This is a genomic window from Streptomyces aurantiogriseus (assembly GCF_014649375.1).
In the GTDB taxonomy this organism is placed as follows: domain Bacteria; phylum Actinomycetota; class Actinomycetes; order Streptomycetales; family Streptomycetaceae; genus Streptomyces; species Streptomyces aurantiogriseus.
The window spans coordinates 1-21770 of sequence record NZ_BMSX01000029.1 but is presented as its reverse complement, the minus strand read 5'-3'; the positions used below and the strand labels follow the sequence as shown (position 1 = coordinate 21770).

The following is a 21770-nucleotide window of genomic DNA, read 5'->3' as shown; positions in this document are numbered from 1 at the left end:
GGGGTCCTTACTTCACGGCTCCCACCGCGATGCCGCGGGTGAGCGTCCGCTGGAAGACGAGGAAGAAGACGAGGGCCGGGAGCACACCGAGGAGCGCGGCCGCGTTGGTCATCGTGGCGTCCATCAGCCGCTGGCCCTGGAGGACGCCGAGGGCCACCGACACCGTCTGGTTGTCGTTGGAGATCAGCATGACCAGCGGGAGCAGGAACTCGTTCCAGGTCCAGATGAAGAAGAAGACCAGGAGGACGCCGAGGGTGGGGCGGCTGACGGGGACGACGATCCGCCACAGCACCTGCCACTTGGTCGCGCCGTCGATCCGCGCGGCCTCGATGATCTCGCGGGGGAACTGGCCCAGCACCGAGGAGAGCAGGTAGGTGCCGAAGGCCGCCTGGATCACCGTGAACACGATGATCACGCTGAGCCGGGTGTCGTACAGGCCGGCCTGCTTGCTCAGGTAGTACACGGGGTAGACCAGCGCCTCCTGCGGCAGCATGTTCGCCAGCACGAAGAAGGCCAGGACCCAGGTGCGGCCCCTGATCCTGCCGATGCCGATCGCGTACGCGTTCAGCACCGACAGAACGACGGCCAGGACCGCCACCGAGCCGCTGATCAGGACCGAGTTGATCAGCTTCTGGCTGTAGTCGACGCGCTCCCAGAAGTCCTTCAGGCCGTCCAGGTAGAGGCCGTCGGGGAGGCTCAGCGGGCCGTTCTGGGAGTACTCGGCCGGGGACTTGACCGCGTTCACCGCCACGATCAGAAACGGGACGATCATGAAGAGGGCGGCCAGGCACAGCGCCACGAGGACCGGGTAACGGCGTAGGGCCGTCGTCATGCGCGTACCCCTTCCTCCGCGTCCTCCGCCCTGGTCTGCAGCTTCAGCCCGACCAGTGACAGGGCGAGGATGATCACGGTCAGCACGGTGGAGATCGCGGCGCCGTAGCCGACCTGGGTCTTCTCGAAGAAGGTGGTGAAGGAGAAGTAGGAGGGCACATTGGTCGCGCCGCCGGGGCCGCCCTTGGTCAGGACGTACACCGCGCCGAACACCTTCAGCGCGGCGATCGTGCACCAGGTCAGGACGACGTAGATCTCCGGGCGGATCTGCGGCAGCGTGATGTGTGCGAAGCGGCGCCACCAGCCGGCGCCGTCCAGTTCGGCCGCCTCGTACAGCTGCGGGTCGACGCGCTGGAGGCCGGCCATGAAGACGACCAGCGGGAAGCCGAGCTGCACCCACACCATCACGCCCATCACGCTGTAGAGGGCGAGGTCGGGGTCGCCGAGCCAGTCCTGCTGCCAGGAGCCCAGGCCGATCGCCTTCAGGACCTCGTTGAGCGAGCCGTTCTCCGGGGCGAGGATCCAGCTCCAGACGATGCCGGCGACCGCGATCGGCAGCACCTGGGGGAGGTAGAAGCAGGCGCGGAGCACGGCCGCCGTCCTGCTGCCGAAGTGCTTGCCGACGTAGTCGAACAGGGCGGCCGCCAGGACCAGGCCGATCGCCGTGGGGACCGCCGCCATCGCGACGACCATGAACAGGCTGTGCCGGAAGGACTCCCAGAACTCGGCGTCGTCCATCAGCTCGCGGTAGTTGGCGAGCCCGGACCAGCCGGGGCTGCCCACGCCCTGCCAGTCGGTGAAGCTCACGCCCGTGTTCATCAGGAACGGGACGACGACGACCGCGAGGAAGGCGAGGGCGCCCGGGAGCAGGAACAGCGCGTAGGAGTTCCGGGGGCGGCGCGGGTGAACGGCCCTGTCCTGCTTGCCGGTCACCCGCCCGCCCCGTTCGACGGCCACCGTCATCGCTTCGGCGCGCCCTTGTCGTACGCCTCCTGCAAGGCGTCCAGGTAGGCGTCCGGCTGCGCGCTGCCGGTGATCAGCTTCTGGGTCTCGGAGACGAGGACGTCGTAGAAGCCGGGGACCGGCCAGTCCGGGTAGAACGCGAGGCCGTCGCGGTCGGAGAGGGTGTTGAAGTTGGTGATGAGGTCCTTCGACCTGGGGTCGGTGATGGCGGCGGCGTCGGCCGCCACCGGGACACCGCCCTTGTTGCCGAGGAGGTTCTGGATCTTCTTCGACATGGTGATGTCGATGAAGTCGTAGGCGAGGTCCTTGTTCTCGGCGCTCTTGGGGACCACCCAGAGGTTGCCGCCGGAGCCCGGGGTGAGGTTCGAGCCGGGCCACAGGGTCGTGCCCCAGTCGAACTTCGCCTCGTCCTGGAAGCGGCCGTACCACCAGCTGCCGGAGAACAGGATCGGCGCCTTGCCCTGGATGAAGGAGACGCCGGCCTCCTCGGCCTTGGTGCTGGTGGAGTTCTTGCCGATGTACCCCTTCTTCACCCAGTCGGCGAAGGTCTCGGCGGCGTACGTCCAGGCCGCGTCGTGGAAGTCGACCTTGCCCTGGTACAGCTCGTAGGCGTCGACCCAGGCGCGGTCGGCCTTGGACAGGGCGAGCTGGTAGACGTACTGCTGGGCGAGGTACTCGGCGCCGGAGTTGGCGAGCGGGGTGACCTTGTTGTCGACGAACGTGTCCATCGCGGAGACCAGGTCGTCGAACGTCTTCGGCTCGGGGATCCCGTACTTCGCGAAGAGGTCCTTGTTGAAGTAGACCATCGTGTACTCGGCGTAGTTGGGCACGCCGTACCACTTGCCGGAGCCCATCACACCGTTCGTGTCGTACTGGCTGGTGGTGCGCACGCCCGGGCTGAGCAGCTTGTCCCAGCCGCGCTTCGTGGCCTCGGCGGACAGGTCGGTCAGCAGCCCCTGCTTGGAGAGCAGGCCCGCCGTCGCGTTGCCCTTGTTGTACTCCATGAGGTCGGGGGCGTCCGAGGAGTTCAGGACCATCGGGGCGGTCTTCTGGATCTGTTCGAAGCTCTTCTCCTCGAACTTCACCTTCACGCCCGGGTGCTTGGCCTCGAACTCCTTGATCGCCTCCGCCCAGGCGACGCCCATCGCGCTGTTCGGAGCCTCGTAGTGCCACAGTCGCAGGGTCTTGGCGTCGGAGGAGCCGCCGCCGTCCGAGTCACCGCAGGAGGCCAGGAGCAGGGTCCCCGCAAGGGCCGCCGCCGCACTCGCCACCACACGCCTTCGTGCCGTCAACATCCTGTGCCTCCAGGGGAGCCGGATGGTTCTCGAGCTTTCGGTAGGCAGGAACGGTCGTCACGCAGCGTTCGTCGAATCGATTCGATGCGTGACGTCGAAGCGCTTCGACGGGCGAAGGTAGGTGGCCGTCGGGAGCGCGTCAATGGGGTGCGCGGGAAATGGCGGCCTTCGTGGTGGCGGTGAGGGAGATCAGCAGGGCCGTCGCGGCCGCCGTCACGGGCACCCCGAATCCGGCCGCCGGGGAGACCTGCTCGGCGATCCAGCCGCCGGTCGCGCTGCCACAGGCGATGCCGCCGAGCAGGCCGGTCACGGCCAGGGTGATGCCCTCGTTGAGCCGGCCCTCGGGGGTGCGTTCCTGGACGAGGGCCATGGTGGTGACCATCGTCGGCGCGGTCGCCATGCCGGTGACCAGCAGGGCGGCGGCCAGCAGCGGGAGCGAGCCGACGACGGCGGCCGCGAGCAGCGGCAGGGTGAGCAGGACGGTCATCGCGGCCACGGTCCAGGGATGACGCCGGGCGGCGGGACCGGCCGGCTTGAGCGCCCCGTACACCAGCCCGGCCGCGCACGAGCCGGCCGCCTGGAGCGCGAGCACGACCCCGGCCGCCGCGGAGTGCCCCCGCGCGTCCGCGAACGCGAGCGTCGCCACCTCCGTCGCCCCGAACACGGCCCCGAGCGCGAGACAGACGGCGAGCAGGGGCCGGATCCCGGGGGAGCGCAGCGGCGACACGGCCTTCGTACGGGGGTGGGGAGGCGGCTCGGTCGAGCGCTGGGCGGCGAAGACCAGGACGCCGGTGACCAGCAGCACCGCGCCGACCAGCGTGCCCGCCTCCGGGAAGAACGTGCCGCAGAGGAAGGCCGCGACGACCGGGCCGAGCATGAAACACAGCTCGTCGGCGGCCTGTTCGAAGGAGTTCGCGGTGTGCAGGGCGTCTTGGTCGCCCTTCAGGAGGTGGGTCCAGCGGGCGCGGGACATGCCGCCGGTGTTGGGGGTCGTCGCGGTGGCGGCGTACGCGGCGAACAGGGTCCAGTCCGGGGCGCCGTACCGCACGCACAGCACGAGCGCGAGGCTGCCCAGCGCCGCGAACAGGGTGGCCGGTACGGCGATCCGGGCCTGGCCGTACCGGTCGACGAGCCGAGCCGTCCAGGGCGCGACCAGCGCCGTCGCGGCGAGGCCGGTCGCGGTGACGGCGCCGGCGAGGGCGTACGAGCCGCGCGAGCCGGCGATCATCACGACCGCGCTCACGCTGAACATGCCCATGGGCAGGCGCGCGATCAGGTTCCCGGCGGTGAAGGCGCGGGCGCCGGGGAGGGCGAGGAGGCGGCGGTAGGGGGCGAGGGGGTGGGTGTGGGTGCGGGTGTGGGTGTGGGTATGGGTGCGGGTCTTGGGCGTTCCGGGCGTTCTGGGTGTTCGGGTTCGAGGCGTTCGGGTCCGAGGGGTTCGGGTTCCGGGTGTTCGGGTTCTGGGTGCGAAGTCGACGGCCACGAGGGTGTCGGCGGTGACGGTGTAGTGGCGGGTCTCGGGGCTGGGGTGCGGCATGCGTCCACCGTCACCCGCCGGTGATCACGCGGTCCAACACCTTCCGGGCGCCGATTCACGCACCGGTGTTGTGAGTTGCCGGGTGCCTTGTAGGTTCACCGGATGCCCGCTCATCTCGACCCCCGACTCCTGCGCGCCTTCCTCGCCGTCGCCGAGGAACTGCACTTCACGCGCGCCGCGGCCCGCCTCTACGTCGCCCAGCAGGCGCTCAGCCGGGACGTACGGCGGCTGGAGCGCGAGCTGGGCGCCGAGCTGTTCGTGCGGACCACCCGGCAGGTGACGCTCACCGCTGACGGGGAGCGGCTGGTACCGCACGCGCGCCGGGTGCTCCAGGCGCAGGACGACCTGCTCGCGGCCTTCGGCCAGGCCCGCCCACTGCTGGTCGACCTGAACTCGCCGGGTCTGGAGACCGGGCGCCGCGTGCTGTACCGGGCCCGTGAACTCGCCCCCGAGCACGAGCTGATGGCCCGCTACGAGAGCGGGCTGACCGGCGCGGCCGTGGAGATCCTCGCGGGCCGGCTGGATGTGTCGTTCGGCCGGTTCGCGGGCCTGGACCCGGCGTTGCGGGCCCAGTTGGACCATCAGCCGGTGCGCCACGAGCCGATGGCGGTCCTCCTGCCCGAGGGGCACCGGCTGACGGAGCTGGCGGAGGTGCCGTTGGACGCGCTGGCGGGGGAGACCGTGTACGCGGGCGCCGGCAATCCGCGGACGCCGGAGTGGACGGATCTCGCCCGCCTGCTGTTCGAGGGGCGCGGCATCGAGGTCGCGCCGCCGGTGCCGCTGGCCGTCGGGATCGAGGAATTCCAGCGAGTCATGGCAAAAGGGGCCAATCCGATCCTTGCCGTGGTGGGCTTTCCGGCCATGCCTGGAACGGTGCTGCGGCCGCTCGTCGACCCGGTCCCGCTGTCCCCGGTGTCGCTGGTGTGGCGAAAGGGGCTGGTCCATCCGGCCCTCGACGCGCTGCGCCGGGCGGCGGTCGAACTCGGGTTCGCCGAGTCGTGGCTCGAGCGGCCTGTCACGGGATGGATTCCAGCCATAGACATGAACATGACCTCTCCCCATAAATAGGACAACGTGAACAAAGGCGGGGTGCCTGCGCTAGATTCGGCGACCTGAGCAAGTAGGGGTAAAAGGGGGCGCGCGGACCGGGTGGGGGCCCGGTTTCGCCAGTATTCGCGGCATCTGACATGCCGCTGTATGCGCTCCCGAAGACCGGCCCCTGGTGTCCCGTGGGGGGAAACGCGCACGTGAAGAAATGGCGGGAAGATGCCCAACCGGAGTGGCCGGAACCGGCATCGTCGACCGGGAACGTACCGGTCCTGGAGGGGAACACCCAGGCGTTCTCCGAGGCCGTGGGGGAGCCCTTGGCGGGCATCCCGGAGGGTGACGCCCTGGGGGTGTCACGGGATGTGCCTCCGCGTGACGGGCGGAGAGCATTACCGGATGTTCCGGTGGAAACGGGTGGATCGTCGACCTCGAACACCCTTTCCGAAAATGAACGGTCGAGCGGCATCCTCCGGGATCCCTGGGAGGAGGCGTCCACAGGTGCCCCGGAGGGGCTCCTCGACGGGTCGCCCGCAGTGCCCGGCGGGGGCGAGGAGGGGCACGACCCGGCCGAGGTGACCGTCCAGCTCGACTCCCCGCACGGCGTCCCGGGCGCGCGCGGCGACGGCCAGGAGGCCTCCGACGCACCCGTGTTCGTCGACGAGTCCGGCCGCCGCAGCCGTACCTTCCGCCGGATCGGCATCGCCGTCGCTCTCGCCTGCGGGGCCTACGCCGTCGTCATCGTCGCCACGCTCCTGTCGGGCAGCGCCGGCGCGCCCTGGCTGCCGGTGCCGGGCCAGAACGACGACAAGCCGGCCGAACAGGTCGACACCACCCGGCCGCCCAGCTCCCCGGCGACCCCGACGCAGCCGGGCTTCGCGGCTCCCGTGCACCCCGGCGTCACCGCCTCCGGCTCCGCGTCGGAGGCGCCCGGGGCCGGCGGGGCGCCCCGCGCGTCGGGCAGCGCCGTACCGCCGAGCGCGTCCGCGGCGGTTCCGCGGCCCTCGCCGAGCGCCTCCGTACGCCGGCCCAGCCCGGCACCCACCGGCGAGTCCCCGGCCCCCGCGTCGAGCAGCCCGGCCGCGTCCCCACCACCGGACGCGTCACCCTCGCCCAGCACCCAGCCCTCACCCGACTCCTCACCGTCCCCGGCGGGAGGGGCCGACGGGCCGGTCGCTTGATCGTTGCCCCGGGGGCCGGGGCCGGGGCCGGGGCCGGGGGCGGGGGGCCGGGGTCCGGGGTCCGCGTCCGGGGTCCAGGGTCCAGGGTCTGGGGTCCAGGGGCCTGGGGGCCCGGAGGCCCGGGCCGGGAGTCCGGAGGCTCTCGGAGCCCTCGAGGGCCCGGGAACCCCCGGAATGCCGGGAGCTCCGCAGGCTCTGACGGTCAGAGGCTCGCGGGGCCCGGGGCCCGGAGCCCGGAGTGCCCGGGAACGCCGGGAAGCCGGAGCCGGAACGCCGGAAGCCCGGAAGTCCCGGAAAGCCGCAAGGCCCACAGACTCTGACGGCAGAAACTCCGGGAGTCCGGAGCCGGGCTCCCCTGGAAGCCCGACAGCCCTGGAACCCCGGAACCTCCGGAAAGCCGGAAGCCCCGAAGGCTTTGCCGGCCGGAGCCCTGCCGGCCCGAAGCCCCGAAGCCCTGAAGCCCTGAAGCCCTGAAGCCCTGACAGTCCAGGCCCTGGCGACAGTCCAGGCCCTGACAGCCAAGCCCTGTTGGCCCCAAGCCCTGATGGCCCGAAGCCCTGACAGCCCAGGCCCTGACAGCCCAAGCCCCGACGGCCCCAAGCCCTGATGGCCCGAATCCCCGAATCCCCGAAAGAACGTCCTCTCATGGCACCACGCACCAGCCGGCGTACGACCCGACAGTCCGCCGGTCAGTCCGTCCATCCGTCAACCGGCGAGCGCGGCGAGCCCCGTGCGAACGGCCGCCGTTCCACCCGGCGCCGTTCACGCGGTCGCCGGATACCCGCCCAGGCGTCCGGCGAGGGCCAGGCTCCCGGTGGGGGCCGGGCGAACGTCCGCCGGCGTCTGCTGCCGCCCTTACGCCTGCGCCGCCTGCTGCCCCTCCTCGTCCTCGTGGCGATGATGGCGATGCTGATGCTGCGCGGCTACGTCCACAGCGAGGTCCTCGCCGACTACCGCGTCCGCCCGGAGGCCGCCGCCGACCGGGTGCCGCGCACGATCCTCGACGGCGGCCCGGTGGTCGACACCCGGGGCGGGCAGGCCACCAGCATGGACGTACCGGACGGCCGGATCGTCCTCACCTTCGACGACGGCCCCGACCCACGCTGGACCCCGAAGGTCCTCGACGTCCTGAAGAAGCACGACGCCCACGCCGTCTTCTTCATCACCGGCACCATGGCCTCCCGCTACCCGGACCTGGTCGAGCGGATGGTGGACGAGGGCCACGAGATCGGCCTGCACACCTTCAACCACCCCGATCTCTCCTACCAGTCGAAGAAGCGCATCGACTGGGAGCTGACCCAGAACCAGCTCGCCCTCGCCGGCGCGGCCGGCATCCGCACCTCCCTCTTCCGCCCGCCGTACTCCTCCTCCGCCTCCGCCCTGGACAACAACTCCTGGCCGGTGACCCAGTACGTCGGCAGCCGCGGCTACCTCACCGTCCTCACCGGCGTCGACAGCGAGGACTGGCGCCGCCCGGGCGCCGCGGAGATCATCCGCAACTCCACCCCGGACAAGGGCAAGGGCGCGATCGTCCTCATGCACGACTCCGGCGGCGACCGCAGCCAGACGGTACGGGCACTCGACACGTATCTGCCCCAACTCCAGCGGCAGGGTTACGCGTTCGAGAACCTCACCGAGGCCCTCAACGCCCCGAGCGCGCACACCGAGGTCACCGGTCTCGAGCTGTGGAAGGGCCGGGCCTGGACCGCCCTGGTCAAGGCCGCCGACGACCTGACCGGCGTCCTCGTCGTGGGTCTCGCCGTCATCGGCTTCCTCGTCTTCGCCCGCTTCGGCCTGATGCTGCTGCTCTCCGCGCTCCACACCCGCCGTACCCGCCGCCGGGACTTCGTCTGGGGGCCCGACGCGCCGGTCACCGAACCGGTGTCGGTGCTGGTCCCGGCGTACAACGAGGCCAAGTGCATCGAGAACACGGTCCGTTCCCTGGTGAAGAGCGACCACCCGGTCGAGATCCTCGTCATCGACGACGGCTCGTCCGACGGCACCGCCCGCATCGTCGAGGACCTGAGCCTGCCCGGCGTACGCGTCGTCCGCCAGCTCAACGCGGGCAAGCCGGCCGCCCTCAACCGCGGTATCGCCAACGCCCGCCACGACCTCATCGTGATGATGGACGGCGACACCGTCTTCGAGCCGTCCACCGTCCGCGAACTCGTCCAGCCCTTCGCCGACCCGAAGGTCGGCGCGGTCGCCGGCAACGCCAAGGTCGGCAACAAGGACACCCTCATCGGCGCCTGGCAGCACATCGAGTACGTGATGGGCTTCAACCTCGACCGCCGTATGTACGACGTCCTGCGCTGCATGCCGACGATCCCGGGCGCCGTGGGCGCGTTCCGGCGCACCGCCCTGAACCGGGTCGGCGGCATGAGCGACGACACCCTCGCCGAGGACACCGACATCACCATGGCCATGCACCGCGACGGCTGGAAGGTGGTGTACGCGGAGAAGGCGCGGGCGTGGACGGAGGCGCCGGAGTCGGTGCAGCAGCTCTGGTCCCAGCGGTACCGCTGGTGCTACGGCACCATGCAGGCGATCTGGAAACACCGCCGCGCCCTCATCGAGAGGGGCCCGTCGGGCCGCTTCGGCAGGGTCGGCCTGCCGCTGGTGTCCCTGTTCATGGTGGTGGCCCCGCTGCTGGCCCCCCTGATCGACCTGTTCCTGGTCTACGGCCTGCTCTTCGGCCCGACCGGGAAGACGATCGCGGCCTGGTTCGGCGTCCTGGCCGTCCAGGCGGCGTGCGCGGCGTACGCGTTCGTCCTGGACCGTGAGCGTCTGACCCCGCTGGTCTCGCTGCCCCTGCAGCAGCTGCTCTACCGCCAGCTGATGTACATCGTCCTGCTCCAGTCCTGGATCACGGCTCTCACCGGCGGCCGTCTGCGCTGGCAGAAGCTGCGCAGGAAGGGGCAGGTGGCGGCGCCGCCGGGAGAGGTGGCGGTGGACGGGGGTGGGGCGCGATGAGTACGCGGTCCTCGGATGTTCCGGTGCCGGCGGCGGAGTCGTCTCCGAACGGGCCGGTGAAGGAGTCAGCAGAGGGGACGGAGTCGGGGACGGGGACGGAGCCGGAGTCGGGAACGGAGCCGGAGTCGGGGACGGGGCCGGGCCGGGACCGTTACTTCGACCTCCTCCGCGCGATCGCCCTCTTCCGTGTCGTCTTCTACCACCTGATGGGCTGGGCCTGGCTGCCGGTCGTCTTCCCGTCCATGGGCGTGATGTTCGCCCTGGCCGGCAACCTCATGGCCCGTTCCCTGGGCCGACGCGGGGCGGTGGAGGTCGTCGGCGGCCGTCTGCGCCGCCTGCTGCCCCCGCTGTGGCTGCTGGGCGCGGTGGGCGTGACGGGCATGCTGCTCGGTGGCTGGGGCCCGGACGAGGAGGGGCACCCCGGCTGGTGGTGGCTCCACCTCACGTACTGGATCCTCCCGCTGAGCGACCCGCCGTACGGCGAGGACCTGCCCGGCGTGCAGGGCCTGATCGGCGACGACTGGGCGACCGCGATGGCGGTGCCCCTGTGGTACATCCGCGCGTACCTCTGGTTCGTCCTGCTGTCCCCCCTGTTGCTGCGGGCCGTGCGAGCGGCCCCCTGGCCGACGATCCTCTCCCCGGTCGCCCTGTCGGCGGCGCTGGAGTTCGGCCTGCTGTCGGTGCCCGGCTGGCGCCTGGAGGCGGCTCTCAGCGACGTCGGCGCGTTCGGCGCCTGCTGGCTGCTGGGCATGGCCCACCGGGAGGGCGTCCTGCGACGCCTGCCGCGGTACGTCGTCCCGTCCCTGGCCCCGGTGGTGGCCGGGGTGGGCCTCTGGTACGCCCTGACCCATGACTTCCGCGAGGGTCACGACCTGGACGACATGCCGTTCGCCCAGTCCCTCTGGTCCTTCGCGGCCGTCCTGCTGCTTCTCCACATCAGCCCCTCCTGGCGGGAGTGGCCGCCGGGCCTGCGCCGCTGGGACCGTCTGATCACCCTGCTCAACTCCCGCGCGGTGACGATCTACCTGTGGCACACCCTGTGCATCGTGGTGACCGAGTCCCTGTGGGACCACCTGTGGAGCGTCTCCGCGCTGGAGGAGAACACACCGTGGCTCCTGGAGAGCCCCTGGCCGCAGCTGCCGTTCATCTGGCTGCTCACCGCCGGGTGCGTGGTCTGCTTCGGGTGGGTGGAGGACCTGGCGGCGGGGAGGAGGCCGCGGCTGTGGCCGGACGGGAGCGCACAAGGGGACGCGCGCGCTGCTCGCCGAACAGTCCTCGATCCCGCCGGCACGCCGCCCCGCTCCTGACTTTTTCCCAAAACCTCTCACCCAGCCCCCGCCGGAGGTGAGAGCATCGTTCCCTTCCGGTCACCCACAGGCACAGGCCGGAAACGCGCCCTCCCTACCTTCGGGACTCATCACCGCTCATCACCGCGAACCACCCGAGCCCCGGAGCACGTGGAGGCGTCATGACAGCCCCTGGTACAGCCCCCGCACCCCCGTCCCCCACCAGGAAGGGGAGTCGCTGGATCGAGGAGTGGGACCCGGAGAACGAGGCCTTCTGGAACGCGAAGGGCGAGAAGATCGCCCGCCGCAACCTCGTCTTCTCCGTCCTCTCCGAGCACATCGGCTTCTCGATCTGGACGATGTGGTCCGTGCTGGTGCTCTTCATGGGGCCGGAGTACGGCCTCACCCCGGCCGACAAGTTCCTGCTCACGTCGGTCGTGACGCTGGTCGGCGCGGTCGTCCGGGTGCCGTACACCTTCGCCGTCGCGATCTTCGGCGGCCGCAACTGGACGATCGTCTCCGCCGCGCTGCTGCTGATCCCCACGGTCGCCGCGTTCGCGGTGATGGAGCCGGGGACCTCCTACAACACGTTCCTCCTCGTGGGCCTGCTGGCGGGCATCGGCGGCGGCAACTTCGCCTCCTCGATGACCAACATCAACGCCTTCTTCCCGCTCCGTAAGAAGGGCTGGGCGCTCGGCCTGAACGCGGGCGGCGGCAACATCGGGGTGCCGGTCCTCCAGCTGGCCGGCCTCGCCGTCATCGGCGCCAGCGGTGGCCCGCGTGTGCTGCTCGGGATCTACATCCCGCTGATCGTGATCGCCGCGACCCTCGCCGCGCTGTACATGGACAACCTCTCGTCCGTGAAGAACGACACCGGCGCCGCGATCGACTCCGCGAAGGACGCCCACACCTGGATCATGTCCTTCCTCTACATCGGCACCTTCGGCTCGTTCATCGGCTACAGCTTCGCCTTCGGCCAGGTCCTCACGAACCAGTTCGGCCGTACGCCGCTGCAGGCCGCCTACCTCACCTTCATCGGCCCGCTGCTCGGCTCCCTGATCCGCCCCGTCGGCGGCTGGCTGGCCGACCGCTACGGCGGGGCCCGCATCACCCTCTACAACTACGTCGGCATGGCCGCCGCCACCGCCGTCCTGGTCTACGCCAGCATGCAGAAGTCGCTGCCGCTCTTCGTCTCGGTCTTCGTGGTGCTGTTCGTGCTCAGCGGCCTCGGCAACGGGTCGACGTACAAGATGATCCCCGGCATCTTCCATGCGAAGGCCGTCGCGAAGGGGCTCGAGGGCGAGGAGGCGGCCGCCTACGGCCGGCGTCTCTCCGGTGCCTCCATGGGCCTCATCGGCGCGGTCGGCGCGCTCGGCGGTGTCGGCATCAACCTGGCCTTCCGGCAGTCCTTCCTCTCCTACGGCTCCGGAACCGGCGCCTTCGTCGCCTTCCTCGCCTTCTACGCCGCGTGCTTCGCGGTCACCTGGGCCGTATACCTTCGCCGCTCCGCCGGGCGGATCACGGCCTCCGGCCCCACCTCCGAGGCGAAGCCGCAGCTCAGCTACGCCGAGGTGTGACGTAACACTGACGACATGAAGCCGAACCGAGCCTGTCACGCACCGTTGACAGGCTCGATCGGCATGCAGGTGGATCAGCACCTCGTGTAGGGCAACGACTCGAGTGCGGGACGAGAGTTATGCAAGAACGACAGCAGCGACCGGACCAGGGCACCGCCGAGGTCCGGGACACCGAGCAGCACGGGCCCCTCGCCGGGTTCACCATCGGCGTGACCGCCGCGCGCCGGGCCGACGAGCTCGGAGCGCTGCTCCAGCGGCGCGGGGCGGCGGTGCTGCACGCGCCCGCCCTGCGGATCGTGCCGCTCGCGGACGACGGTGAACTGCTCGCCGCCACCAAGGACCTCATCGACCAGGCGCCGGACGTCGTCGTGGCCACCACGGCCATCGGCTTCCGGGGCTGGGTGGAGGCCGCCGACGGCTGGGGCCTCGGCGAGCAGCTGCTCGCCCGGCTGCGCGACGTCGAGCTGCTCGCGCGCGGGCCCAAGGTCAAGGGGGCCATTCGCGCCGCGGGTCTCACGGAGGACTGGTCGCCGTCGAGTGAATCGATGGCGGAGGTGCTCGACCGGCTGCTGGAGGAGGGCGTCGACGGCCGCCGTATCGCCATCCAGCTGCACGGGGAGCCGCTGCCCGGGTTCGTGGAGGCGCTGCGGGCCGGGGGAGCGGAGGTCGTGGGGGTCCCCGTCTACCGGTGGATGCCCCCGGAGGACGTCTCGCCGCTCGACCGGCTCCTCGACGCCACCGTCTCGCGCGGACTGGACGCGGTGACGTTCACCAGCGCACCCGCCGCCGCCTCGCTCCTGTCGAGGGCGGAGGAGCGGGGCCTGCTCGCCGAGCTGCTCGCGGCCCTGAACCACGACGTCCTGCCGGCCTGCGTCGGCCCGGTCACCGCGCTGCCCCTCCAGGCACGCGGCGTGGACACCGTCCAGCCGGAACGCTTCCGGCTCGGCCCGCTCGTCCAGCTCCTGTGCCAGGAGCTGCCCGCCCGGGCCCGGTCCCTGCCGATCGCCGGGCACCGGGTGGAGATCCGGGGCCACGCGGTCCTGGTCGACGGCTGCCTGAAGCCGGTCCCCCCGGCCGGCATGTCCCTCCTGCGGGCCCTGTCCCGCCGCCCGGGCTGGGTCGTCCCGCGCGCCGACCTCCTCCGTGCCCTCCCGGGTGCCGGCCGCGACGAGCACGCCGTCGAAACGGCGATGGCCCGCCTCCGGACGGCCCTGGGCGCACCGAAGCTGATCCAGACGGTGGTGAAGCGGGGGTATCGACTGGCGCTGGATCCGGCGGCGGACACGAAGTACGCGGACGTGTGAGCGGGGTGTGAGGGCGGCCGGCGTCGGTGTCGCCCTCACCGGGGGTTGCCGCACCCGGACCCCGTTTCGGCCCTGAGCGGGATGCGTCCTCGAACTTCCCCGAGGAATGCCCGGTGTGGGGGGCGGCCTCACCGGGGGCTGCTGCCCCTGGTCTCCGTTTCGGCTGCGAGCGGGATGCGTCCTCGAGCTCCCCGGAGGGGGTGTCCCGGGCGCGATGAAACACCGGACGGGCCTCGCCCTGGACGCCCCGGAGAGGGCGCCCCCGCCGGGCTGAAACACCCGCACCCGGTACGAGGGGTTCCGGCGACCCGCTCTCACCCGGCACTGTGAAAGGAACGCTTCCCCCAGGAGCCTTCCCTAGGCGGTGACAGGCACATGGCAGTGGTTACGCCCGCGGCGCCCTACGACCTGCGGTTCGACACCGGACGGATCTGCCTGGACCTTCTCGCCACCGCCCATCCCCTCGAACGCCTCGACGCGCTCCCGCCGTTGTGCGCGTGGATCACCGGGTCCGGGCTCGTCCCGCCGGGCACGCCGCTGACGCACGCCGATGCGTCCTGGCCGGTCGCCTTCCGGGAACTGCGGGGAAGTGTCGGTCAGTTGGTGCACGGCTGGCTGGCCAGGGATGCCCGCCCCTACGACCTCGCCCTCGCCCGCGTCAACGACGTCGCCCGCGCCGCGCCCCCGGCCCCCCGTGCCGTACGCGGGGAAGACGGCACGCTCGTGCGGGAGTTGGACGGGCCGCCGGAGTGCGCGGCGCTGCTCGCCGTGGTCGCCCGGGACGCGGTGGAGTTGCTCACCGATCCCGTCGCGCGGGCGGGGCTGCGGCAGTGCGAGGGGGACAACTGCCCGATCGTGTACGTCGACACGTCGCGGGGGCGCCGCCGGCGGTGGTGCTCCAGTGAGGTCTGCGGGAACCGCGAGCGGGTCGCCCGGCACCGCAGACGTGTCGCACTCACGCGTGCGTGACGCGCGTTCACCATGCTTTCACCGCTCGCCCGTGCCAACTCGCCTGTCCGGTATGCCGTGTTCGTGACAGCGCTGTCGAAGTGATTTCGATTACACATCGTTTACCTTCGCCGTCCGCCGGGCAGCGCGCGCCGTCTTGACTGTGTGGCGGAAATGTAAAGGAAGAGGGGCGGGAATGTGCTCTCATGTCCGCCTCCGTCACGGCACCCGGAGAAATCTGTCGGCGCGGTTTGAACACTCAACGGGTCACTTCCGTACGGGTGGTGGAGCGACCGACTCGGGGGAACCCCCGGACACCGGAGGTGGGCGTGCGCAAGGATGCGGCCGTGGCCAATGAACGTGGAACGAGGGCCCGACATCGCATGTCCCAGCCCTCGGAACCTGATGAGGAGCTGATGCGCGCCCTGTACAGGGAGCACGCCGGACCTCTCCTTGCTTACGTCCTTCGCCTGGTCGCGGGTGACCGCCAGAGGGCCGAGGACGTGGTGCAGGAAACACTCATCCGTGCCTGGAAGAACGCCGGTCAGCTCAATCGAGCGACCGGATCGGTACGCCCCTGGCTGGTGACGGTCGCACGCCGCATCGTCATCGACGGCCACCGCAGCCGGCAGGCCCGGCCGCAGGAGGTCGACCCGTCGCCGCTGGAGGTCATCCCCGCGGAGGACGAGATCGACAAGGCGCTGTGGCTGATGACGCTGTCGGACGCGCTCGACGACCTGACACCGGCGCACCGGGAGGTGCTCGTCGAGACGTATTTCAAGGGGCGTACCGTCAACGAGGCGGCCGAGACGCTGGGCATACCCAGCGGCACCGTGCGCTCACGGGTGTTCTATGCCCTGCGGTCGATGAAGCTGGCTCTGGAGGAGCGGGGGGTGACGGCGTGATGAGCATTTACGGGGGGTTCGGAACAGGTGGTTCGGGTATGTCTGGCCCCATGCAGGGATCTATGCAGGGATCTCAGAGCCCGAGCGAACACGAGACCGTCGGCGCCTACGCCCTCGGCATCCTCGACGACGCCGAGGCGACAGCCTTCGAAGCGCACCTCGCCGGATGCGAGTGGTGCGCGCAGCAGCTCGACGAGCTCGCCGGGATGGAGCCGATGCTGGCCGCGCTCGCGGACCTGCCGGGCTCCGGGACCCCCGCGATCGGCGAGTCCCTCTCCGCCAAGCCCAACCCACGGTTCGTGGAGAAGCTCGTCGACGAGGTCGCGGACCGCCGCGCCCAGAAGCGCCGGCGCAGCTTCTACATGATCGCGGCCGCGGCCGCGCTGATCGTCAGCGGCCCGATCGTGGCCGTCGCGGCGAGCGCCGGCGACAGCGGCGGCGACAGCGCCCAGGTCCTGGCGGACAAGAACCCCGCCAAGACGGTCTTCGACACCCTCTCCGACCGGGTCACGGCGACCGACGCGAGCACCAAGGTCACGGCGACCGTCGCCACGCAGGAGAAGGCCTGGGGCACCGAGGCCGTCGTCGAGCTCAAGAACGTGGCCGGTCCCAACAAGTGCTCGCTCATCGCCGTCGGCAAGAACGGCGAGCGCGAGACCATCTCGTCCTGGTCCGTCCCGGAATGGGGCTACGGTCTGCCCAACGCCAAGACCGAACAGGCCAAGAACCCGCTGTACGTCCAGGGCGGCGCGGCCTTCGCCCCGAACGAGATCGACCACTTCGAGGTCATGACCTTCGACGGCAAGAAGCTCGTCGAGGTCGACGCGTAAGACGGAGCCACAGTCGCATCACCTGGCCTGCCTGGCGGTTTCCGCCGGGCAGGCCCCTCGCTTCTCGGGCCCCCCTTCGCGTACGGTTGACGGCTGCCCAGCACGTCAGAAGGGGGCCCGGTGGCCGCTCAGGCTCAGCAGGAAACCGCGGTCGACTCGGTTCAGGACTCAGTTCGCGACCGGGAGATCAGCGTCGAACAGGAACACCTCGACCGGGTGTACCAGCGCCTCGAGGAGAAGATCCACGAGGCGGAGTTCCTCATGCACGACGCGGCCCAGCGCGGCCACGTCGGCACGCCCGGTGCCCTCGCCGAGCGGGACGCGCAGGTCTTCCGGGCGGGTATCCACCTCAACCGGCTCAACAACGAGTTCGAGGACTTCCTCTTCGGCCGGATCGACCTGCTGCCGGGCAAGGACGGCAAGAAGGGGCCCGACGGCGCCTACACCGCCGTGGAGCCCGCCGAGGGCGCCGTGCGGGACGACAACACCGCCGACATCGCCGAGACCCTGCACATCGGGCGCATCGGTGTCCTCGACGAGGACTACGCCCCGCTGGTGATCGACTGGCGGGCCCCCGCCGCCGCCCCCTTCTACCGCTCCACCCCGGTCGAACCGGGCCGCGTCGTGCGCCGCCGGGTCATCCGCTCCAAGGGCCGCAGGGTGCTCGGCGTCGAGGACGACCTGATGCGCCCCGAGCTGAAGGCCTTCCTCGACGGCCACGAGCTGCCCGTCATCGGCGACGGCGCCCTGATGGCCGCCCTCGGCCAGGCCCGCAGCCACACCATGCGGGACATCGTCGCCTCCATCCAGGCCGAGCAGGACCTGGTCATCCGCGCCCCCGCCGCCTCCGTCACCTACGTCGAGGGCGGCCCCGGCACCGGCAAGACCGCCGTCGCCCTGCACCGGGCCGCCTACCTCCTCTACCAGGACCGGCGCCGGTACGCGGGCGGCATCCTGATCGTCTCGCCCACGCCCCTGCTGGTGGCGTACACCGAGGGCGTCCTGCCCTCCCTCGGCGAGGAGGGCCAGGTCGCCATCCGCGCCATCGGCTCCCTCGTCGACGGCGTCGAGGCCACCCTGTACGACTCCCCGGCGGTGGCCCGCGCGAAGGGGTCGTACCGCATGCTGAAGGTGCTGCGGAAGGCGGCGCGGGGCGCCCTGGAGCTGGGGTCGGGCCGCGGCGCGCGCGAGACCGGTTCCGCCGCTGCCGGGCAGCTCACCCTGGCCGACGTGGACGACGGCGCTCTCACCCGGGCCCCGGCCGGCCCGCCCACCCGCCTGCGCGTCGTCGCCTTCGGCCGCCGGCTGGAGCTGGAGGCCGAGGACCTCGACCGTGTCCGCCGCACCGCCCTCGGCGGCACCGCCCCCGTGAACCTGCTGCGCCCCCGCGCCCGCAAGCTCCTCCTGGACGCCCTCTGGGAGCGCTCCGGCGCCGCCGGCCGGCACACCGACCCCGAACTGGCCGCCGAGCTGCGCTCCTCCTTCGACGAGGACGTGACCAGTGAGGACAGCTTCATCGAGTTCCTCGACGCCTGGTGGCCCGAGCTGACCCCGAAGGCCGTCCTCGTGGCCATGGCGGACGAGCGGCGCCTCGGCCGCTGGGCCCGCCGCATCCTCAACCCGGGCGAGGTCCGCAGGGTCGCCCGCTCCCTGAGGCGCGACGGCCACTCGGTGCACGACATCGCGATGCTCGACGAGCTCCAGGCGATCCTCGGCGCCCCGGCCCGCCCCAGGAAGAGACGCGAGCTCGACCCGCTGGACCAGCTCACCGGCCTGGAGGAGCTGATGCCGGTCCGCGAGGAGTCGCAGCGCGAGCGGGCCGAACGCCTTGCCCAGGAACGCATCGAGTACGCGCACGTCATCGTCGACGAGGCCCAGGACCTCACCCCCCTGCAGTGGCGCATGGTCGGCCGCCGCGGCCGGCACGCCACCTGGACGGTCGTCGGCGACCCGGCACAGTCCTCCTGGTCGGACCCCGACGAGGCCGCCGAGGCCCGCGACGAGGCCCTCGGCACCCGCCCGCGCCGCCGCTTCCAGCTCACCGTGAACTACCGCAACCCGGCCGAGATCGCCGAGCTGGCCGCGAAGGTCCTGGCCCTGGCCATGCCCGGCTCCCAGTCCCCGGCCGCGGTCCGCTCCACGGGTGTCGTCCCCCGCTTCCGTGCCGTGACGGACTCCCTGGCGTCGACCGTCCGCGCGGAGGCCGAGCGGCTGCTGGAGCGCGTCGACGGCACCGTCGGCGTCGTCGTCGCCATGAACCGCCGCGAGGAGGCCCGCCGCTGGCTCGCGGGACTCGGCGACCGCGTCGTCGCCCTCGGCAGCCTGGAGGCCAAGGGCCTGGAGTACGACGCGACGGTGGTCGTGTCGCCCGCCGAGATCGCCGACGAGTCACCGGCCGGCCTGCGGGTGCTGTACGTCGCCCTGACCCGGGCCACCCAGCAGCTGACGGTCGTCTCGGGGGAGCGGGACGAGCCCGACGCGCACGGCGTGCCCGACCTCCTGCGCGACTGAGCGGGGCCACTCGGGGGGGCGTTCCTGTGAACTCCGCGGACGGGAATGGCCCTACGGGATCCGTTTGTTAGCCTGGATGTGGCACCGGCCCGATCCAAGCCCCCGGGCCCAACCTTCGTCGCTACGAGCGACCACTTGCCGCGAGGCGAGCATGGCGGGTCGGTGTCATGAACGGTGAGAGAGGCTCACGTCACGATGTGACGTGAGCCTCTTTCGTTGTGAACAAAACGTTCGCAATGCACCGCGGCTAACGCCTACTCGACAGTAGGTGCGACGATCGGACGGCAATCCGCGTCACAGGTGAAAGCAGAGGAAGTCGGCCATGGCAACGGCGCCCAGCGTCTCCTACTCGATGACGGTCCGGCTGGAGGTCCCCGCGAGCGGAACCGCGGTCTCCCAGCTCACCACGGCCGTCGAGTCCCACGGAGGCTCGGTCACCGGCCTCGACGTCACCGCCTCCGGCCACGAGAAGCTGCGCATCGACGTCACCATCGCGGCCACCTCCACGGCGCACGCCGAGGAGATCGTCGAGCAGCTGCGCGGCATCGAGGGCGTCACGCTCGGCAAGGTCTCCGACCGTACGTTCCTGATGCACCTCGGCGGCAAGATCGAGATGGCGTCGAAGCACCCCATCCGCAACCGTGACGACCTCTCCATGGTCTACACGCCGGGTGTGGCCCGCGTCTGCATGGCGATCGCCGAGAACCCCGAGGACGCCCGCCGCCTCACCATCAAGCGCAACTCCGTTGCGGTCGTGACGGACGGCTCCGCCGTGCTGGGCCTCGGCAACATCGGCCCGAAGGCCGCGCTGCCCGTCATGGAGGGCAAGGCGGCCCTCTTCAAGCGGTTCGCCGGCATCGACGCCTGGCCGATCTGCCTGGACACCCAGGACACCGACGCGATCGTCGAGATCGTCAAGGCGATCGCCCCCGGCTTCGCCGGCATCAACCTCGAGGACATCTCCGCACCCCGCTGCTTCGAGATCGAGGCGCGCCTGCGTGAGGCCCTCGACATCCCCGTCTTCCACGACGACCAGCACGGCACCGCGATCGTCGTCCTCGCCGCGCTCACCAACGCACTTCGCGTCACCAGCAAGGCAATTGAGAACATCCGCGTCGTCATGTCCGGCGCCGGCGCGGCCGGCACGGCCATCCTCAGGCTGCTGGTCGCGGCCGGCGTGAAGAACGCCGTCGTCGCCGACATCCACGGTGTCGTCCACGCCGGCCGCGAGGACCTCGTGGACGCCGCCCCGGACTCGGCGCTGCGCTGGATCGCCGACAACACCAACCCCGAGGGCCTCACCGGCACTCTGAAGGAGGCCGTGCACGGCGCCGACGTCTTCATCGGCGTCTCCGCCCCGAACGTCCTCGACGGCGCCGACGTGGCCGCCATGGCCGACGACGCGATCGTGTTCGCGCTCGCGAACCCGGACCCCGAGGTGGACCCCGCAATCGCCCGCCAGACGGCGGCGGTTGTGGCCACCGGCCGCTCCGACTTCCCGAACCAGATCAACAACGTGCTGGTCTTCCCGGGCGTCTTCCGCGGCCTGCTGGACGCGCAGTCCCGCACGGTCAACACCGAGATGATGCTCGCGGCCGCGAAGGCCCTCGCCGACGTGGTGACCGAGGACGAGCTGAACCCGAACTACATCATCCCGAGCGTCTTCAACGACAAGGTCGCCGGCGCGGTGGCCGGTGCGGTGCGTGAGGCGGCCAAGGCGGCGGGCGCGTCGGCGTCGTAGCGACGCGTTCCGTACGATTGCGGGGTATGGAGATCGACTGTGCGGGTGCTGTGAGGATCGCCACGGCGGCCTTCGGCACCGGCGCGTCGTGGAACCTCGCGCCCTGAGCCGCCCTCTAGGGTGGCGGCCGGGCAAGGCGCTCTTCGTGTGACTCCCAAGGGTGTTCTCACGACTCCTGCGGGTGCCGGATTGGCTTTCCCGCCGCAGGTAGGGGCAGGATGCGTCCCTGGGCGCGAGCGCATCGGCTTCACGGCGCCCGACATGCGGCTCCGCCGCGTGGCACGCCTCAATGGCAAGAAGAACACGGGAGTAACAACATGAACCGCAGTGAGCTGGTGGCCGCGCTGGCCGACCGCGCCGAGGTGACCCGCAAGGACGCCGACGCAGTGCTGGCCGCGTTCGCCGAGGTCGTCGGCGACATCGTCTCCAAGGGCGACGAGAAGGTCACCATCCCCGGCTTCCTGACCTTCGAGCGCACCCACCGTGCCGCTCGCACCGCGCGCAACCCGCAGACCGGCGACCCGATCCAGATCCCGGCCGGCTACAGCGTGAAGGTCTCCGCGGGCTCGAAGCTCAAGGAAGCGGCCAAGGGCAAGTGACGCTCCGCTGAGAGCGCCGTGGGCAACCGGCGCTGTGGGCAACTGCGGGCCGCCCGTGGCCGGCCGCGCAGTGCCCCGCAGCGCATGTGCCGAGGGCGCAGACGCCGAGAGCGCAGACAACGCCGATGGGGCGGCCACCCGAGTCCGGGTGGCCGCCCCATCGGCGTTCGTACGAGGGCTGTTGGCTATCCGAGCGCCTTGCCGGGCAGCTCGACCTTCGCGCCCAGTTCCACGAGCTTCTCCAT

At 71.2% G+C, this 21770-nt stretch carries 16 protein-coding genes; 12 read left to right on the top strand and 4 right to left on the bottom strand.

Going from position 1 to position 21770, the window contains the following annotated elements:
- Window positions 1-7: 7 nt before the first annotated feature.
- The 4 genes from IE263_RS40955 to IE263_RS40940 all read right to left on the bottom strand — a co-directional run bounded on the left by IE263_RS40955 (window position 8) and on the right by IE263_RS40940 (window position 4626).
- Window positions 8-832, bottom strand: a complete 825-nt coding sequence (locus IE263_RS40955; protein ID WP_189943189.1) for a carbohydrate ABC transporter permease — start codon at window positions 830-832, stop codon at window positions 8-10.
- Entirely contained in the window at window positions 829-1794 is a 966-nt protein-coding gene (locus IE263_RS40950) for a carbohydrate ABC transporter permease (RefSeq protein WP_189943188.1), read from the bottom strand. The genes IE263_RS40955 and IE263_RS40950 overlap by 4 nt, the downstream gene beginning before the upstream one ends.
- Window positions 1791-3089 (bottom strand): ABC transporter substrate-binding protein, encoded by a 1299-nt coding sequence (locus tag IE263_RS40945; RefSeq protein ID WP_189943187.1) that lies wholly within the window; start codon window positions 3087-3089, stop codon window positions 1791-1793. Before IE263_RS40945 ends, IE263_RS40950 begins: the two co-directional genes overlap by 4 nt.
- Window positions 3090-3228: 139 nt before the next feature.
- Window positions 3229-4626 carry an MFS transporter gene (locus IE263_RS40940; protein ID WP_189943186.1) on the bottom strand — a complete coding sequence of 466 codons (1398 nt, stop codon included), beginning with the start codon at window positions 4624-4626 and terminating at the stop codon, window positions 3229-3231.
- 102 nt (window positions 4627-4728) lie between these two features.
- On the opposite strand from IE263_RS40940, the gene IE263_RS40935 reads away from it, so the two are divergent.
- The 12 genes from IE263_RS40935 (at window position 4729) to IE263_RS40880 (ending at window position 21525) form a co-directional block, all read left to right on the top strand.
- Window positions 4729-5694, top strand: a complete 966-nt coding sequence (locus IE263_RS40935; protein ID WP_189943185.1) for a LysR family transcriptional regulator — start codon at window positions 4729-4731, stop codon at window positions 5692-5694.
- A 512-nt stretch (window positions 5695-6206) separates the two neighbouring features.
- Window positions 6207-6851 (top strand): hypothetical protein, encoded by a 645-nt coding sequence (locus tag IE263_RS40930; protein WP_189943184.1) that lies wholly within the window; start codon window positions 6207-6209, stop codon window positions 6849-6851.
- Window positions 6852-7748: 897 nt separating this feature from the next.
- Entirely contained in the window at window positions 7749-9824 is a 2076-nt protein-coding gene (locus IE263_RS40925) for a bifunctional polysaccharide deacetylase/glycosyltransferase family 2 protein (protein WP_229911453.1), read from the top strand.
- Window positions 9825-9880: 56 nt separating this feature from the next.
- The gene (locus IE263_RS40920) at window positions 9881-11131 is read left to right on the top strand and encodes an acyltransferase family protein (RefSeq protein WP_229911446.1); all 1251 of its coding nucleotides are present in this window, start codon (window positions 9881-9883) and stop codon (window positions 11129-11131) included.
- A gap of 161 nt (window positions 11132-11292) precedes the next feature.
- The gene (locus tag IE263_RS40915) at window positions 11293-12687 is read left to right on the top strand and encodes a nitrate/nitrite transporter (protein WP_189943182.1); all 1395 of its coding nucleotides are present in this window, start codon (window positions 11293-11295) and stop codon (window positions 12685-12687) included.
- A 119-nt stretch (window positions 12688-12806) separates the two neighbouring features.
- Window positions 12807-13991 (top strand): uroporphyrinogen-III synthase, encoded by a 1185-nt coding sequence (locus tag IE263_RS40910; protein WP_189943181.1) that lies wholly within the window; start codon window positions 12807-12809, stop codon window positions 13989-13991.
- Between the two features lie 375 nt (window positions 13992-14366).
- Window positions 14367-14960: a CGNR zinc finger domain-containing protein gene (locus IE263_RS40905; protein WP_189943180.1), complete on the top strand. Its 594-nt coding sequence runs from the start codon at window positions 14367-14369 to the stop codon at window positions 14958-14960.
- Between the two features lie 362 nt (window positions 14961-15322).
- A complete protein-coding gene (locus IE263_RS40900; protein WP_010039908.1) occupies window positions 15323-15844 on the top strand; it encodes a sigma-70 family RNA polymerase sigma factor in 522 nt (173 codons plus the stop codon).
- Between the two features lie 50 nt (window positions 15845-15894).
- Complete coding sequence (locus IE263_RS40895) at window positions 15895-16674, top strand: anti-sigma factor family protein (RefSeq protein WP_308430815.1); 780 nt, start codon at window positions 15895-15897, stop codon at window positions 16672-16674.
- Window positions 16675-16794: 120 nt separating this feature from the next.
- Entirely contained in the window at window positions 16795-19185 is a 2391-nt protein-coding gene (locus IE263_RS40890) for a HelD family protein (RefSeq protein ID WP_189943178.1), read from the top strand.
- 322 nt (window positions 19186-19507) lie between these two features.
- Window positions 19508-20926 (top strand): NAD-dependent malic enzyme, encoded by a 1419-nt coding sequence (locus IE263_RS40885; RefSeq protein ID WP_189943177.1) that lies wholly within the window; start codon window positions 19508-19510, stop codon window positions 20924-20926.
- Window positions 20927-21243: 317 nt separating this feature from the next.
- Window positions 21244-21525 carry an HU family DNA-binding protein gene (locus IE263_RS40880; RefSeq protein ID WP_004000874.1) on the top strand — a complete coding sequence of 94 codons (282 nt, stop codon included), beginning with the start codon at window positions 21244-21246 and terminating at the stop codon, window positions 21523-21525.
- The last annotated feature ends 245 nt before the right edge of the window (window positions 21526-21770 follow it).

What these genes read in the sequence shown, in the direction of transcription:
- IE263_RS40925 (WP_229911453.1), top strand. Translation starts at nt 7,749, where the DNA reads ATGATGGCGATGCTGATGCTGCGCGGCTACGTCCACAGCGAGGTCCTC.
- IE263_RS40945 (WP_189943187.1), bottom strand. Translation starts at nt 3,089, where the DNA reads ATGTTGACGGCACGAAGGCGTGTGGTGGCGAGTGCGGCGGCGGCCCTT.
- IE263_RS40915 (WP_189943182.1), top strand. Translation starts at nt 11,293, where the DNA reads ATGACAGCCCCTGGTACAGCCCCCGCACCCCCGTCCCCCACCAGGAAG.
- IE263_RS40900 (WP_010039908.1), top strand. Translation starts at nt 15,323, where the DNA reads ATGTCCCAGCCCTCGGAACCTGATGAGGAGCTGATGCGCGCCCTGTAC.
- IE263_RS40940 (WP_189943186.1), bottom strand. Translation starts at nt 4,626, where the DNA reads ATGCCGCACCCCAGCCCCGAGACCCGCCACTACACCGTCACCGCCGAC.
- IE263_RS40895 (WP_308430815.1), top strand. Translation starts at nt 15,895, where the DNA reads ATGCAGGGATCTATGCAGGGATCTCAGAGCCCGAGCGAACACGAGACC.
- IE263_RS40910 (WP_189943181.1), top strand. Translation starts at nt 12,807, where the DNA reads ATGCAAGAACGACAGCAGCGACCGGACCAGGGCACCGCCGAGGTCCGG.
- IE263_RS40905 (WP_189943180.1), top strand. Translation starts at nt 14,367, where the DNA reads ATGGCAGTGGTTACGCCCGCGGCGCCCTACGACCTGCGGTTCGACACC.
- IE263_RS40885 (WP_189943177.1), top strand. Translation starts at nt 19,508, where the DNA reads ATGGCAACGGCGCCCAGCGTCTCCTACTCGATGACGGTCCGGCTGGAG.
- IE263_RS40935 (WP_189943185.1), top strand. Translation starts at nt 4,729, where the DNA reads ATGCCCGCTCATCTCGACCCCCGACTCCTGCGCGCCTTCCTCGCCGTC.
- IE263_RS40950 (WP_189943188.1), bottom strand. Translation starts at nt 1,794, where the DNA reads ATGACGGTGGCCGTCGAACGGGGCGGGCGGGTGACCGGCAAGCAGGAC.
- IE263_RS40880 (WP_004000874.1), top strand. Translation starts at nt 21,244, where the DNA reads ATGAACCGCAGTGAGCTGGTGGCCGCGCTGGCCGACCGCGCCGAGGTG.
- IE263_RS40955 (WP_189943189.1), bottom strand. Translation starts at nt 832, where the DNA reads ATGACGACGGCCCTACGCCGTTACCCGGTCCTCGTGGCGCTGTGCCTG.